This is a genomic window from Lactococcus fujiensis JCM 16395, from assembly GCF_002441655.1.
Lineage (GTDB): Bacteria > Bacillota > Bacilli > Lactobacillales > Streptococcaceae > Lactococcus > Lactococcus fujiensis.
Genome location: NZ_JXJU01000021.1, coordinates 1 through 13,493, shown reverse-complemented (window position 1 = coordinate 13,493; position 13,493 = coordinate 1). Strand labels below are relative to the sequence as shown.

The following is a 13,493-nucleotide window of genomic DNA, read 5'->3' as shown; positions in this document are numbered from 1 at the left end:
TCCCTTTAGGAGAATTTTTTATCTGACTGTTATATTATTCTACTCTCGAATTGTCTTCAATTCTTTCTTTTGTTCTTGAATATTGGTTAGCGGCTAATTTACTTGTGTCTTGTGCCGTTTGACTAACGCGATCTTGAAGGCTTGTTTCATCAGCTTTTTGTTGTTCGCGTGTTTTGACATCGATCACATCAACATTGACTTCAACAACATCCAAATCTGTCATTTTTGCAACTTCGTCACTAATTATTTTCTTGATTTCTTCATAAATTTTAGGGATATTTTTTCGATATTCAGCTACAATTTTCAAATCTACAGCTACTTGTTTTTGTCCTACTTCAACAGCTACACCTGATGTAACATTGTCTGTGTTTATCAATTTGTCTGTTAAATTTGAAAAGAAACCACCATCAACCGCCAACAACCCGTCAACTGATTCTAAGGCGAGACCGACAATTTTTTGAATAACTTTATCTTCGTAAACAAGTTTGCCTTGAACTTCACTATTTTTTGTAATTTCAGCTTTTTCTGTCATAATTTATCTCCAATCTATTTTTTTAAGAATTGCTTTATAATATCTGTCTTTTGTAGATATATCCCTATAAGTACGCCTAACACAACGAGTAAGAGCAAGAGGATTGTTTTCCAAAAACCAATGCTAAAGAAGCACACCGCGAGAACGAATCCAGATACTCCCCCTATTATTGGGTATTTATATCTGTCTATAATTTCCATTATGCTCCTTTCCTTAGATTACACGTAGGCTTTTTTGCCTGTCTCTTTCGCTCAAGGCAGTGACATCCACCTGCAAATTTACTTTGTGATTTAGCCCAAAGAATTCTCTTAGCCCATCTTTAACTTCCTGATTAAGAACTTCTGTTTTTTCAACGACTTGTACGCGTGGGATAATTTCCCCTTTTACTTGAATTCTCATTTTATTTTTATATACTTTTACAAAAATTTTGGGATTTTTCATATATCCATCATTCAAAATGATTTCTTTCACAAAACCTTCTATTGACGACTGATTAATATTAAGTCTTCCTTTTTCATCTTTTAGCAGAATTGCTGTGTAGGTTCTGGGATAGAAAATAATCACCAGAATTGCAAGGATTGTAATAATCGCTAATAGTGTGGAAGCAACAAAGAAATACTGAGAAATAAATGAACTCATCCACTTTGAGTTATTCATTTGTTTCAGTCTCCAGTTAAAGCCAAAGCTGGTTTCGTTAGCGTAAAGGACGAATATGAATACAGTTAGGAAAATTATGTTAAGAAGAATTAGTATCACTTTCTTACTTATTGACAAGTTTTCTCCCTTCTAAAATTAGTTATTACTTTATTTATTGAGCCGTCCTAAGAAAAACGAAACAACTAAAACAACGATGATCGCCCCTACTATTGAAGGAATCAATGCCATTCCAGCAAGACTTGGCCCCCAAGATCCAAGTAATGCTTGTCCCACAAATGAGCCCACAAGTCCCGCTAGAATATTAGCAATCCAGCCCATTGAGCCGCCTTGCTTTGTTAATGCACCTGCAACTACTCCGATCAGTGCACCTACGATTATTGACCAAATCATGTGTATACCACCTTTCCGATAATCAAAGACTCGCCTTGATTCATTACGTTTACCCCTACAATATAACAAATTCATTACTTAAAATCCAAAATATAGTTTATTTTCTTAATATATTTAATATTATAGATATATATTTTAACAAAAAAACAACCTCCGATAGAGATTGTTTGAAAATTCGTATTTTGATAATCGATTGATTAACGTTTTGAGAATTGGCTTGCTTTACGGGCCTTTTTGAGACCTGGTTTTTTACGTTCAACCATACGAGCATCACGAGTCAAAAGACCAGCGCGTTTCAATGCTCCACGGAAATCAGGATCTACTTCAAGCAATGCACGAGAGATACCATGACGGATTGCTCCCGCTTGACCAGATACACCACCACCATTAACGTTTACGAGTGTATCGTAAGCACCTTCAGTTTGTGTAGCTGCAAATGGTTGGTTGATAACCAAACGCATATCAGCAAGTGGAATGTAATTTTCTACATCGCGATTATTTACAGTGATTTTACCAGTACCAGGTACGAGACGTACACGTGCTACTGAGTTTTTACGACGGCCAGTGCCGGCATATTGTACTTGTGCCATTTTACGTTTCCTCCTAATTAAATCAAACCTGTGATGTCAAGGACTTCAGGTTTTTGAGCTGCATGAGTATGTTCTGCACCAACAAACACTTTAAGTTTCATGCCTTGAGCACGTCCGAGTGTGTTGTGTGGAAGCATTCCTTTAACTGATTTTTCAATCAATTTTGCAGCATTTTTCTCACGGAGTTCACCAGCAGTGATTGATTTCAATCCGCCAGGGTAAAGGCTGTGTTTGTAATAAATTTTGTCTGTTGCTTTTTTACCAGTTAATTTAACTTTATCAGCATTAACAACAATTACGAAGTCACCTGTATCAGTGTGAGGTGTATATGTTGGTTTGTTCTTTCCGCGAAGTACGCTAGCTACTACAGCTGAAAGACGTCCAAGAGGAACATCTGTAGCGTCAACGACATACCATTTACGGTCAACGTTTTGAGCGTTAGCCATGAAAGTAGTTTTCATCATTTTGGTTTATTTTCCTTTTACTAGAATTTGTTTACATACGACCATTCCTTAGTCGCAAGGTATTTTTGGGTTTCCGGGGCCACAAAAATGGGGTAAACAATACCGTCTTCCATGATACCATAATATTTCTGTGTTTGTCAAGTTATTATTTTATTATTATCTTTTTTTATGATAAAATGATTCCATGAATATCGTACTCAATTTAGATGAAAAAACAATTCAACAATTAATGAAGAAATTTAGTTTAAAACAGAGCACGTCTAAAAATCAATACATTCGCTTTTTAGCAAAGGTAAATGGGGTTTCTATCAGCGTTTATTCATCTGGTAAAGTCGTTTTTCAAGGGAGCGGTGCCGAACAAGTCGCAAAAGAATTCGGCTATCAAGCACAAGTTGTTTCGCACCAACAAATAAATTGTATTGGGACTGATGAAGTTGGGAATGGTTCTTATTTTGGTAGCTTAGAAGTCGTGGCGACTTTTGTCACCGCTGACAAAGTTGATCTACTTCATCGATTAGGAGTCGCTGATTCTAAAAAGTTGACCGATGAGAAAATAAGGCAAATTGCACCCGAAATTAGAAAAAATTTGCATCATGTTGCTTTATCTGTTTCTCCTCATAAATATAATGAAGTTATCGAAAAAGGATATAACGCTGTCAGTATTAAGGTCGCATTACATAACCAAGCAATATATTTATTAGAAAAGAAAATTAATTCTCCTATTGAAAATATTATTATAGATGCATTTACTACGAAGGCTAATTATGAAAAATATGTAGTGAAAGAGAAGAATCAAGTTTCATCAACAGTCACGCTTTTACCAAAAGCTGAAGATCAATTTTTGGCAGTGGCTGCTAGCTCCGTCATCGCACGCGCCTCGTTTCTAGACCATTTAGATGAACTCTCAGTTCTAGCTGGGCTAAAGTTACCGAGTGGAGCTGGTAATAAATCAGACCAGATTGCAGCTGAACTTATTGTTAAAAATGGTGAGCAGATACTTGATAAATATGCCAAACTCCATTTTGCAAATACTCAGAAAGCAATTCAACTTGTAAAAAATAGAAAGTGAATTTTGAAGATATGAAAGCTTTTATTAAAGAATGGGGCTTATTCATTGCCATTATTATTGTCGCGCTACTGACTCGTATTTTTGTTTGGGATGTCGTCGTTGTCGATGGACATTCGATGGACCCAACATTGGCCGATAAAGAGCGGCTAATTATTGTGAAGACAACAAAAATAGAACGATTTGATATCGTCGTTGCCAAAGAAACTGACAATGGCTCAACAAAAAATATTGTCAAACGTGTGATTGGAATGCCTGGCGATATAATCAAGTTCGACAAAGACCAATTGACAATCAATGGTAAAAAATATAGTGAGCCTTATTTAGCTGATTTCAAATCTCAGCTGGCCGATGGAAAGCTTGAAAAGACATACCAAGCCTATCCTTTGACGTCTTCACTTTCAGCAGCTGATCGAAACAATTTTGTTGACCTTGCACAAAATGCACAGGCTTTTACAACTGATACAAACACAGGAAATCCAACTTTTCAAGTAACTGTTCCAAAAGGTGAATATTTCTTGATGGGCGATAATAGAATTGTCTCAAGGGACAGTCGTGTTGTTGGAGCATTCACACGTAGTGACATTATCGGTGAAGCCAAACTAAGAATCTGGCCACTGACAAAAATTGGATTAATGAAATAAAAAAGCTGTCCTTACGGACAGCTTTTTTATTTTCTTTGTGTTTTTATATTACGATACTCAAGTATGGTTAGAATAATCATAATGACATCAATTACGGTTACAAAAATCATAAATATTGAGTGCGTATGTGCATATTCTGTAAGCTGGTAGACTATGAATCCCACAAATACAATAATTGAAAGTGGATAAGCCCACAGTATCTTTTTCCAAAGTAAAAATAAGGTAACCAATTTTATCACCCCATGTGACAAAAGGTAAAAAGCTAGCAAAAACTGAGTGTTAACGGTAAAGTTACTGCCAAATTTGAGAATCAATCCTACCACATAATCGTGTGGACTTTCCTGAATTTCCCCTTGAGTTAACCATGAAATAATTGAATTTAACCGCGTTGGTGTAAGAAAGAATAGAGCAATCCCTCCCACTACTTCACCAATTGCAAATAAGCTTTTTAAAATAAGGGCTATATCGAAACTTACATCAACAATATGCGCTTCGTTATTTTTATTAATCTTCATTAAACCTCGCAATCTTGTTGTTTGTTAATTATATCTCTATAATGTATTTAATTTCTCAGTCTTTAGGCTGATTTTCAAATATGTTTCCAAGTTTGACATCAATGGATCGATTGGCAATATCGATAGAATCCACTCGTAAAATTGATTTGTACTCTTTCACTAAGCGATCGCCTTTAAAAGGACCTTCAAGAAAAACAGCAACACCAGCCAAGAAACAATCAAATTCATAGACTAAACTCTTCATTCCATTGATTGTACCAGCCCCCTTCATGAAATCATCAACAATCAGGACACTCTGACCGATTGACAAACTACGTTTTGAAAGAGTCATATTTTCGACACGACTGCTTGAACCCGACATATAATTTACATTCAACGTTGCTCCTTCAGTGACTTTTTGGTCGCGTCGAACGATGACGAAAGGTACATCTAAAATTTCAGCTACTGATTGTGCAATCGGAATCCCCTTCGTTGCAATTGTCATGATGACATCAATTTGTTTATCTTTATATTCATGGGCAATAATTTGACCGATCTTTTTCAAATTGCTTGGTGTTCCAAGAATATCTGAGAGATAAATATAGCCACCAGGTAAAATACGGTTCTCTTCACTCAATAATTTGGCCAACTGCTCACTCATCTCTTGCGACATTTTATCTGTGATATAGGGAGTAAAGCGTACACCACCTAGACTTCCAGGAAACGTTTCAACGATCCCAACACCCTGATCTTCAAAAACATGCTTAATAAAAACAAGGTCCTCCGAAATAGACGATTTTGCAACTTCGTATCGTTTGCTTAATTTATTCAAATTTAGCATTTTATTAGGATGATTGATTAAATAGTTCGTAAAATCAACTAAACGTTCGTTTCTTTTCATATTTATCACCACATTTTTATTTGATACGCCAATTATAACAGACCATTTCCGAACATTCAACCCTAAAAGTTTATTTTAAAAAAAAGAAGCTGCCATTATTGACAACTTCTCTTTATCTTTATGAGCAATTTTATTTTTTATTGATTAATCTTCTGAGTGACCGCGGCCATTTTTAGCTACGATTTCTTCTTGGATTGATTTTGGAACATCTGAATAGTGGTCAAATACCATCATAAATGTACCACGGCCTTGTGTAGCTGAACGAAGTGTTGTAGCATAACCAAACATTTGTGACAATGGGATGAAGGCATTTACGATTTGGTTTTTACCGTGTGCTTCCATTGAGTTAACTTGTCCACGACGAGCAGTAACGTGACCCATGATATCGCCGAGGTTATCTTCAGGAGCAGTGATAGTAACTTTCATCATTGGTTCCATGATAACAGCATCAGCATGTTTAGCAGCTTCTTTCAAAGCAAGACTAGCAGCAACTTGGAAGGCTGTATCAGATGAATCGACATCATGATATGAACCATCGTAAAGTTTTGCTTTAACGTCAACAAGTGGGTATCCAGCAAGGACACCGTTTGCCATAGCTTTAGCCAAACCTTTTTCAACTGAAGGGATAAATTCACGAGGAACGACACCACCAACGATAGCGTCTTCGAATTCAAAGCCTTTTCCTTCTTCGTTAGGTGTAAATTCAATCCAAACGTCACCGTATTGACCTTTACCACCTGATTGGCGTTTGAAGAATCCACGTGCTGATGTAGATGGAGCACGGAAAGTTTCACGATATGAAACTTCTGGAGCACCAACGTTACACTCAACATTGAATTCATCACGCATACGAGTTACAAGAACGTCCAAGTGGAGTTCACCCATACCAGCGATAATGATTTGTCCAGTTTCTTCATTTGTTTCAACTTTAAATGTTGGGTCTTCTTCAGCTAATTTAATAAGGGCTGTAGACATTTTAGCTTGGTCAGCTTTAGTCTTAGGTTCAACTGAAAGTTGGATAACTGGATCTGGAACTTCAATACGTTCCAAAACAATTTCATTTGTTTCATCTGATAAAGTATCACCAGTGGTTGTATTTTTTAAACCAACAGCTGCTGCGATATCACCGGCATAAACTTCTTGAATTTCAGTACGTGTATTGGCATGCATTTGAAGAATACGTCCGATACGTTCACGTTTACCTTTAGATGTGTTCATAACGTATGAACCAGCTTCAAGGACACCTGAGTATACACGGAAGAATGTCAAACGACCAACGAATGGGTCTGTCATAACTTTGAAGGCCAAGGCAGCAAATGGTTCGTCATCGTCTGTTGGACGTTCTTCAACTTCGTCTGTATTTGGGTTAATCCCTTTAACGTGAGCGATATCAACTGGGCTTGGGAGGTAGTCAATAACAGCATCAAGCATCATTTGAACACCCTTGTTCTTGAAGGCAGATCCTGCAAGCATTGGGTAGAATTCAACATTGATTGTTGCTTTACGGATAGCTGCTTTGAGTACATCTTCAGGAATTTCTTCACCAGCGAAGTATTTTTCCATGATTTCATCATCAAGTTCAGCAATCGCTTCGATTAATTTTTCACGCCATTCATTTGCTTTAGCAACATATTCTGCTGCATCAAAGTCCAATGAAGCCAATTCTGCATTAAATTCGTCTGAACCAACAACAGTTTCTTTGATATCTGTACCGAGGTCATTCGTGTAGATTTCAGATTTCATTGTTACCAAGTCAATGATACCGATGAAGTTATCTTCTGCCCCGATTGGAATTTGAATTGGGTGAGCATTAGCTCCCAAACGATCTCCCAAAGTTGAAAGTGAGTAGAAGAAATCCGCACCAATTTTATCCATTTTGTTAGCAAAAACAATACGTGGAACATGGTATTCAGTCGCTTGACGCCAAACAGTTTCAGTTTGAGGTTCAACACCTGATTGTGAGTCAAGAACGGTTACAGCACCATCAAGAACACGAAGTGAACGTTGTACTTCAATTGTGAAGTCCACGTGACCTGGTGTGTCAATAATGTTGACGCGGTTACCTTTCCAGAACGCTGTTGTAGCGGCTGAAGTGATAGTAATACCACGGTCTTGTTCTTGCTTCATCCAGTCCATTTGTGAAGCGCCTTCGTGAGTTTCACCGATTTTGTGAATTTTACCAGTATAGTAAAGGACACGTTCAGTAGTTGTTGTTTTACCAGCATCGACGTGAGCCATGATACCGATATTACGAGTATTTTCGAGGGAAAATTCGCGAGCCATTTTTGTCTCCTATTTTTTATTTAAAATGAGTTTTTCTCAGTTCTATTCTAACATTTTTTAGTTTTACTTCGCATTAATAATACTCTTAATAATAAAACTAAAATAAAACCGGGTGGGCGAGGAGCCCTAGCCCGGTAATGTTACGTTTTTTCAAACATCGTTAGTTGTATTTCACCTTTGCACTTATACAAATTTGAAATACCATAAAATTGGGTTTGCTGAACAGGTTCAAGGCAGAAATTTTCGAAATGACCTGTTGGTCATCAGGATGCTCTTGACGGAGAAACTGTACTGCAAAAACGATTTTACCAACGGAAGTGAGCGAATGCACGGTTAGCTTCAGCCATTTTGTGAGTATCTTCACGTTTCTTGACTGCTGCACCTGTGTTATTAGCTGCATCCATAATTTCTTTTGCAAGACGGTCTTGCATAGTGTGTTCTCCACGGTTACGAGCGATTGTTACCAACCAACGAAGTCCAAGAGTTGTACGACGTTCTGGACGAACTTCAACTGGGACTTGGTAGTTAGAACCACCGACACGACGAGCACGAACTTCGAGGACAGGCATGATATTTTCCATAGCTGTTTCGAAAACTTCGAGTGGATTATTTCCAGTAGCTTCTTCAATTTGTTTGAAGGCTCCGTAAACGATTTGAGCTGAAACTCCACGTTTACCATCAAGCATAACACGGTTGATAAGACGAGTTACTACTACTGAGTTGTACATTGGATCTGCCAAAACTTCACGTTTTGGGGCACGATTTTTACGCATTCTTACTTATCTCCCTTCTTAAGCTTTTGGTTTTTTGGCACCGTATTTAGAACGGCTTTGTTTACGGTTAGCAACACCAGCGGTATCCATTGCACCACGAACGATGTGGTAACGTACCCCTGGAAGGTCTTTTACACGACCACCGCGAAGAAGAACAACACTGTGTTCTTGGAGGTTGTGTCCGATACCTGGGATGTAAGCTGTAACTTCCATCAAGTTAGAAAGACGTACACGAGCGAATTTACGAAGCGCTGAGTTTGGTTTCTTAGGTGTCATTGTACCAACACGAGTTGCAACACCACGTTTTTGTGGTGAAGAAAGGTTAGTTTGGACTTTTTTGCGGCTGTTGTAGCCAACGTTCAAGGCTGGTGACTTAGATTTAGTAACTTTGTCATGACGGCCTGTGCGTACTAATTGGTTAATTGTAGGCATTTTTTCGTCTGCTTTACAAATTTTTCCACGTTTAAACGTGAAGCGGTGAAAAATATGAAAGCATTCCTTTCGTTTATTTTTAAATTGGGTTGTCAGTATATGGTCGCTTAATCCAAGTTCTGACAAGAAGTTTAGCAACTTTAACAAGTTCTCCTGAGAGTCCAAAGTAAAAAGTACCATTAACTATCTTATCATAACGATGGAAAATTGTCAAGTCAATGCCTTATTTAAATTCTTTTGGATTATTTTTCCTATTATTGTCTTGTTATCATCAATATACACAATAATTCCTGACTTATTAGGATTTACCTGTCTTTTTTGGTATAATTATTGCATGAAAAAAATATTGATACCGATAATTAGTCTCTGTCTGATTTTCCCATTTTTTCAAGGAAGAATCGTCAGTGCTGATAGTTTTTCCGTAGCTGCGAAGTCGGCCATCGCCATTGATGCTTCTAGTGGTAAAATTTTATATGCCCAAAACGCAACTGACTCTAGTACACAAATAGCTTCAATAACAAAACTGATCACAGCTTACATTGTTTATCAAAAAATTAGCGAAGGAAAATTAAGTTGGGACACAAAGGTACCAATTTCAACCTATGCTTATGATTTGACTTTAAATTCGGCTGCAAGTAATGTCAAAATGACAAAAGGTGAGACAATCAGCGTTAAAGACTTAATGAATGCATTAATGCTCCCATCAGCGAATTCAGCTGCTGTGGCTTTAGCGGAACATATTGCAGGAAGTGAACCTAAGTTTGTTGACATGATGAACGCACAACTCAAAGCGTGGGATATTACGGATGCTAAAATTTATAACTCATCTGGTCTTCCAAACAGTGTTTTAGGTAAGAATATCTACCCCAATTCGTCCGTGGATGCTTCAAATACGATGAGCGCTGAAGATGTTGCCGTTGTCTCTTATCACATCCTTAAGGATTATCCTCAAATTCTTGATATTACAAAGCAAGTGAGTCTCACTTTTGATGCCAATGGTTCTTCTAAAGCAACTATGCAAACGACCAATCAAATGTTAAAAGGTTTCCCACAGTATCGAAACGGTGTCGACGGTCTCAAAACAGGTTCTACTGGTTACCAAATCAATTGTTTCGCAGCAACCACCTTACAAAATGGATTCCGGATCATCACAGTTATCTTGGAGGCTAACAATCCTGCAACAGACAATAGTACAGCGTTTAATTTGACAAACACGCTGATGAATCACGTTTATGGAAGTTGGACAACAAATACTTTAGTTAAAAAAGGAAATGTTTATCCCGATTTTAAAACATTTGGCATCGTTGATGGTAAAAAAAATGCTGTTAAGCTAATTTCAGAAACTGATATAGCTCCCGTTGTCCCAATGAAAACTGATGGTACGCCAGAAACGAAAAATTTAACGGTCAGCACTGACAAAAATAAAAAAGACACCACCGAGGCACCTGTGAAAGAAGGAGAGCATCTAGTCTCTGTAAAAACAAGTTTTAAGGACAGCCTAGGATATATTCCCGGTGCATCACAGGCTACATTTCTACTTGTAGCTGCTACTAATGTGGATCGTTCAATTCCCCTTGTTGTGATATGGAATCATTTCGTAAATTTTGTGAACGAAAAACTATAAAAAACCGGATTAAATTCCGGTTTTTTCTATCCTCTAGATTTAACATAAGCAAGCAAAATTGCTCCAATGATGAATAAAATAGTGCCTATAAAAATATAACGCAATTCTTTTTTAGTTTTCTTTTCACCTAGGAAAAGAATTCCACAAAATGTCGAAATAATAACTCCTAATTGGGAGAATGAGAAAGCTATTGCATTCCCAGCTGTTGCAGCTGCCAACAACATGAAGACATTACCAATTCCCCACATGAAACCGACAAACATATTTTTGAATACTACCGTTTCAATTTTAATTTTACCGCCTGCGAGTAAAACTGCGCCAAAAATCATTCCTATTGACATTGGTAAAATGATTGTCAAAGTATCAAAGTGAATATTAAACCATAATCCAGATAAATTGTTGAGCAAGATAACGTAGACCACATAACCAATCGTTGAATAACTTAATGCGATTAAACCTTTTGTCATATGACTAGCAGGTTTTTTCTGAACATTTTCAGGATCTTGCTTAGATGAAAAATAAAAACCAATCATTAACAATAGCATTGCCAAAAAGCCGAGGACAAATTGAATTTGTTGCGTCCATTCATGGAAAACAATTGCTCCGATTAAGCCTCCTAAGACTAATTGAAAACCTGAAGATAATGGTGAGGCAACAGAAACGCCCATGTATTTCATCGAATGGAATTGTCCACTCTGACCCACCGACCATAAAACACCAGCAATAAAGCCAATTGTGAAAATGGGAACTGTCAGGTGAGGCTGGCGAATCAAAAAGACAATCAGAGCAAATACAAATGCACCCAAAGTCATTCCCAAAGTTTGTTGTTTGGCACTTCCACCAATCTTATTTGAAACAAATCCGATAGATCCCCATGCAATCATAGGAACTAATGCATATAATATCCCCTGCATAACCCACCTTTTCTAATTATTAACGTACTTTCCTATTTTACAGTATTTTTAACAAAAAGCAAATCTATTTTTAATACATGAATTAAATTAGATTTAGTTAATGAACAACTACCGCTTTTCAATAATAATAAGTTGTGGCGGTGTATGAACTTGGTTTAATGCACCATAAGCATAAACATGCCAGTCTTGTTGAGGGAGGGCTGTGACCCACTTTGTTATTCGATCCTTTTCTTCTCGACCGCCAGGATGCCCATAATAGAGCATAATTGCTATTCTCCCACCTTTGATTAATTTATCTGTCAGCGCTGACAAAGCCCTTAAAGTAGTATCCGGAAGCGTAATGATTGACTTATCAGCTTGGGGTAAATATCCTAAATTAAAAACTGCTGCTTTAATATTTCCTTTAACATAGTTAGCCACATTTTCATGTCCATCCAATATTAAATGGGCTCTTTTACCAGCCTGGCTCAATCTTTTTCTTGTCGATTCTATCGCCTGCTCTTGTACATCAAACGCATAAACATGGTTTGATAATTTTGCTAGAAAAAGTGTATCGTGACCATTTCCCATTGTCGCATCAACGACAACATCATCCACTTCAATCACTTCACTTAATAATTCATGAGCTACTTCTTGGGGCTTAATCATTAAATTAATTCCATCTTTCCTAATTTCAATTCGATTTAAAAATTCACTTTTTCATATTGACGAACATCTTTACACCCTTGAAATGACCCACGACGCTCCATTTCTCTATCTATGGAGTTTAATACTTCCCATTTCTTTAAAGACCACATCGGTCCGATAATTAAATCTCGAGGGGCATCTCCTGTCAAACGATGGATTACAATTTCCTTAGGTATCATCTCTAACTGATCACAAATGACGTTTACATAATCTTCTTGAGACAATAACTGTAACCGTCCCTCATGATAATCACGTTGAAGGCGTGTGTTTTTCATCAAATGCAAAAGATGCAACTTAACTCCTTGAATATCTGAATCCAATACCATTCGTCGTACATTTTCATGCATCATTTCAAAAGTTTCACCCGGAAGCCCATTAATTAAATGCGTACACACCTTAATCCCATGTACCCGCAAACGCTCCACGGCATCCACATAAGTTGGATAATCATGGGCACGGTTAATTAAATCTGAAGTCTCCTCAAATGTCGTTTGCAAGCCTAAATCAATCCAAACCTCCATCCGCTCATTCAGCTCCGCCAAATACGCTACCACATCATCAGGCAAACAATCTGGCCGTGTCCCTATTGAAATACCAATCACATCAGGCTGATTCACCGCCTCCTCAAACCGCTCCCGCAACACCTCCACAGGCGCATGTGTATTCGTAAAGTTTTGGAAATAAACAATGTATTTTTTTACCCCTGGCCATTTCCGATGAAAAACTTCGATTTCTTTCTGAAATTGAACGCCGATAGGTTGATCAGGCGCAACAATCATATCTCCAGAACCAGAAACTGTACAAAATGTGCAGCCGCCATGAGCAACCGTACCATCACGATTTGGACAATCAAATCCTGCATCAATTGGTACTTTGAAGATCTTTTCTCCAAAATTATTTCTTAAATATTCATTCCACGTCGTATAACGTTTATTCATAAGAATATCCCTTGCTATCTTTAGTTAAAAACTATACCTAATTATAACAAAAAAGAGACCCTCTGGTCTCTAAAAATAGCTGCGGTTGTCAGACTCGAACTGAC

At 37.5% G+C, this 13,493-nt stretch carries 17 protein-coding genes; 3 read left to right on the top strand and 14 right to left on the bottom strand.

All coding sequences use genetic code 11. From position 1 onward, the window contains the following. Nucleotides 1–34: 34 nt before the first annotated feature. The 6 genes from RT41_RS09560 to rplM all read right to left on the bottom strand — a co-directional run bounded on the left by RT41_RS09560 (nucleotide 35) and on the right by rplM (nucleotide 2,633). The gene (locus RT41_RS09560) at nucleotides 35–532 is read right to left on the bottom strand and encodes an Asp23/Gls24 family envelope stress response protein (RefSeq protein WP_096819146.1); all 498 of its coding nucleotides are present in this window, start codon (nucleotides 530–532) and stop codon (nucleotides 35–37) included. A gap of 14 nt (nucleotides 533–546) precedes the next feature. Next, a complete protein-coding gene (locus tag RT41_RS09555) occupies nucleotides 547–732 on the bottom strand; it encodes a DUF2273 domain-containing protein (protein ID WP_096819144.1) in 186 nt (61 codons plus the stop codon). A 13-nt stretch (nucleotides 733–745) separates the two neighbouring features. Beyond that, on the bottom strand, nucleotides 746–1,306 hold the full coding sequence (gene amaP, locus RT41_RS09550) for an alkaline shock response membrane anchor protein AmaP (RefSeq protein ID WP_054640035.1): 561 nt from the start codon (nucleotides 1,304–1,306) through the stop codon (nucleotides 746–748). 30 nt (nucleotides 1,307–1,336) lie between these two features. Beyond that, nucleotides 1,337–1,579: a GlsB/YeaQ/YmgE family stress response membrane protein gene (locus tag RT41_RS09545; RefSeq protein ID WP_054640036.1), complete on the bottom strand. Its 243-nt coding sequence runs from the start codon at nucleotides 1,577–1,579 to the stop codon at nucleotides 1,337–1,339. Between the two features lie 197 nt (nucleotides 1,580–1,776). Continuing rightward, nucleotides 1,777–2,169, bottom strand: a complete 393-nt coding sequence (gene rpsI / locus RT41_RS09540) for a 30S ribosomal protein S9 (protein ID WP_054640037.1) — start codon at nucleotides 2,167–2,169, stop codon at nucleotides 1,777–1,779. Nucleotides 2,170–2,186: 17 nt separating this feature from the next. Beyond that, entirely contained in the window at nucleotides 2,187–2,633 is a 447-nt protein-coding gene (gene rplM / locus RT41_RS09535) for a 50S ribosomal protein L13 (protein ID WP_096819142.1), read from the bottom strand. Nucleotides 2,634–2,817: 184 nt separating this feature from the next. Here rplM and rnhC point away from each other — a divergent pair, with 184 nt between their 5' ends. Both rnhC and lepB read left to right on the top strand, forming a co-directional pair. Next, nucleotides 2,818–3,702: a ribonuclease HIII gene (gene rnhC, locus RT41_RS09530; RefSeq protein ID WP_096819140.1), complete on the top strand. Its 885-nt coding sequence runs from the start codon at nucleotides 2,818–2,820 to the stop codon at nucleotides 3,700–3,702. Between the two features lie 11 nt (nucleotides 3,703–3,713). Beyond that, complete coding sequence (lepB, locus tag RT41_RS09525) at nucleotides 3,714–4,343, top strand: signal peptidase I (RefSeq protein ID WP_096819137.1); 630 nt, start codon at nucleotides 3,714–3,716, stop codon at nucleotides 4,341–4,343. A 26-nt stretch (nucleotides 4,344–4,369) separates the two neighbouring features. Here lepB and RT41_RS09520 read toward each other — a convergent pair whose 3' ends face one another. The 5 genes from RT41_RS09520 to rpsL form a co-directional block, all read right to left on the bottom strand. Then, nucleotides 4,370–4,858: a DUF2127 domain-containing protein gene (locus RT41_RS09520; protein WP_054640038.1), complete on the bottom strand. Its 489-nt coding sequence runs from the start codon at nucleotides 4,856–4,858 to the stop codon at nucleotides 4,370–4,372. Nucleotides 4,859–4,913: 55 nt separating this feature from the next. Beyond that, nucleotides 4,914–5,738, bottom strand: coding sequence for a pur operon repressor (gene purR, locus RT41_RS09515; RefSeq protein ID WP_096819135.1), 825 nt, complete (start codon nucleotides 5,736–5,738; stop codon nucleotides 4,914–4,916). Between the two features lie 144 nt (nucleotides 5,739–5,882). Beyond that, nucleotides 5,883–8,021 carry an elongation factor G gene (fusA, locus tag RT41_RS09510; protein ID WP_054640013.1) on the bottom strand — a complete coding sequence of 713 codons (2,139 nt, stop codon included), beginning with the start codon at nucleotides 8,019–8,021 and terminating at the stop codon, nucleotides 5,883–5,885. Nucleotides 8,022–8,326: 305 nt separating this feature from the next. Beyond that, entirely contained in the window at nucleotides 8,327–8,794 is a 468-nt protein-coding gene (rpsG, locus tag RT41_RS09505; RefSeq protein WP_054640014.1) for a 30S ribosomal protein S7, read from the bottom strand. Between the two features lie 18 nt (nucleotides 8,795–8,812). Then, entirely contained in the window at nucleotides 8,813–9,226 is a 414-nt protein-coding gene (rpsL, locus tag RT41_RS09500) for a 30S ribosomal protein S12 (RefSeq protein ID WP_096819148.1), read from the bottom strand. Between the two features lie 334 nt (nucleotides 9,227–9,560). On the opposite strand from rpsL, the gene RT41_RS09495 reads away from it, so the two are divergent. Then, nucleotides 9,561–10,850, top strand: a complete 1,290-nt coding sequence (locus tag RT41_RS09495; RefSeq protein ID WP_096819133.1) for a serine hydrolase — start codon at nucleotides 9,561–9,563, stop codon at nucleotides 10,848–10,850. Nucleotides 10,851–10,876: 26 nt separating this feature from the next. On the opposite strand, the gene RT41_RS09490 is transcribed toward RT41_RS09495, so the two are convergent. From RT41_RS09490 to mnmL, 3 genes are all read right to left on the bottom strand, one after another. After that, nucleotides 10,877–11,764, bottom strand: a complete 888-nt coding sequence (locus tag RT41_RS09490; protein WP_096819131.1) for a GRP family sugar transporter — start codon at nucleotides 11,762–11,764, stop codon at nucleotides 10,877–10,879. Nucleotides 11,765–11,872: 108 nt separating this feature from the next. Beyond that, nucleotides 11,873–12,412 (bottom strand): tRNA 5-(aminomethyl)-2-thiouridylate-methyltransferase MnmM, encoded by a 540-nt coding sequence (gene mnmM / locus RT41_RS09485; protein ID WP_054640015.1) that lies wholly within the window; start codon nucleotides 12,410–12,412, stop codon nucleotides 11,873–11,875. 35 nt (nucleotides 12,413–12,447) lie between these two features. Continuing rightward, on the bottom strand, nucleotides 12,448–13,389 hold the full coding sequence (gene mnmL, locus RT41_RS09480) for a tRNA modification radical SAM protein MnmL/YtqA (protein WP_054640016.1): 942 nt from the start codon (nucleotides 13,387–13,389) through the stop codon (nucleotides 12,448–12,450). Nucleotides 13,390–13,493: the final 104 nt, after the last annotated feature.

Bases quoted from the DNA above. Each gene is read 5' to 3' on its own strand.
- RT41_RS09560 (WP_096819146.1), bottom strand. From the start codon at position 532: ATGACAGAAAAAGCTGAAATTACAAAAAATAGTGAAGTTCAAGGCAAA.
- rpsG (WP_054640014.1), bottom strand. From the start codon at position 8,794: ATGCGTAAAAATCGTGCCCCAAAACGTGAAGTTTTGGCAGATCCAATG.
- RT41_RS09490 (WP_096819131.1), bottom strand. From the start codon at position 11,764: ATGCAGGGGATATTATATGCATTAGTTCCTATGATTGCATGGGGATCT.
- rplM (WP_096819142.1), bottom strand. From the start codon at position 2,633: ATGATGAAAACTACTTTCATGGCTAACGCTCAAAACGTTGACCGTAAA.
- rpsL (WP_096819148.1), bottom strand. From the start codon at position 9,226: ATGCCTACAATTAACCAATTAGTACGCACAGGCCGTCATGACAAAGTT.
- rpsI (WP_054640037.1), bottom strand. From the start codon at position 2,169: ATGGCACAAGTACAATATGCCGGCACTGGCCGTCGTAAAAACTCAGTA.
- purR (WP_096819135.1), bottom strand. From the start codon at position 5,738: ATGAAAAGAAACGAACGTTTAGTTGATTTTACGAACTATTTAATCAAT.
- RT41_RS09495 (WP_096819133.1), top strand. From the start codon at position 9,561: ATGAAAAAAATATTGATACCGATAATTAGTCTCTGTCTGATTTTCCCA.
- RT41_RS09545 (WP_054640036.1), bottom strand. From the start codon at position 1,579: ATGATTTGGTCAATAATCGTAGGTGCACTGATCGGAGTAGTTGCAGGT.
- rnhC (WP_096819140.1), top strand. From the start codon at position 2,818: ATGAATATCGTACTCAATTTAGATGAAAAAACAATTCAACAATTAATG.
- mnmM (WP_054640015.1), bottom strand. From the start codon at position 12,412: ATGATTAAGCCCCAAGAAGTAGCTCATGAATTATTAAGTGAAGTGATT.
- mnmL (WP_054640016.1), bottom strand. From the start codon at position 13,389: ATGAATAAACGTTATACGACGTGGAATGAATATTTAAGAAATAATTTT.
- RT41_RS09520 (WP_054640038.1), bottom strand. From the start codon at position 4,858: ATGAAGATTAATAAAAATAACGAAGCGCATATTGTTGATGTAAGTTTC.
- fusA (WP_054640013.1), bottom strand. From the start codon at position 8,021: ATGGCTCGCGAATTTTCCCTCGAAAATACTCGTAATATCGGTATCATG.
- lepB (WP_096819137.1), top strand. From the start codon at position 3,714: ATGAAAGCTTTTATTAAAGAATGGGGCTTATTCATTGCCATTATTATT.
- RT41_RS09555 (WP_096819144.1), bottom strand. From the start codon at position 732: ATGGAAATTATAGACAGATATAAATACCCAATAATAGGGGGAGTATCT.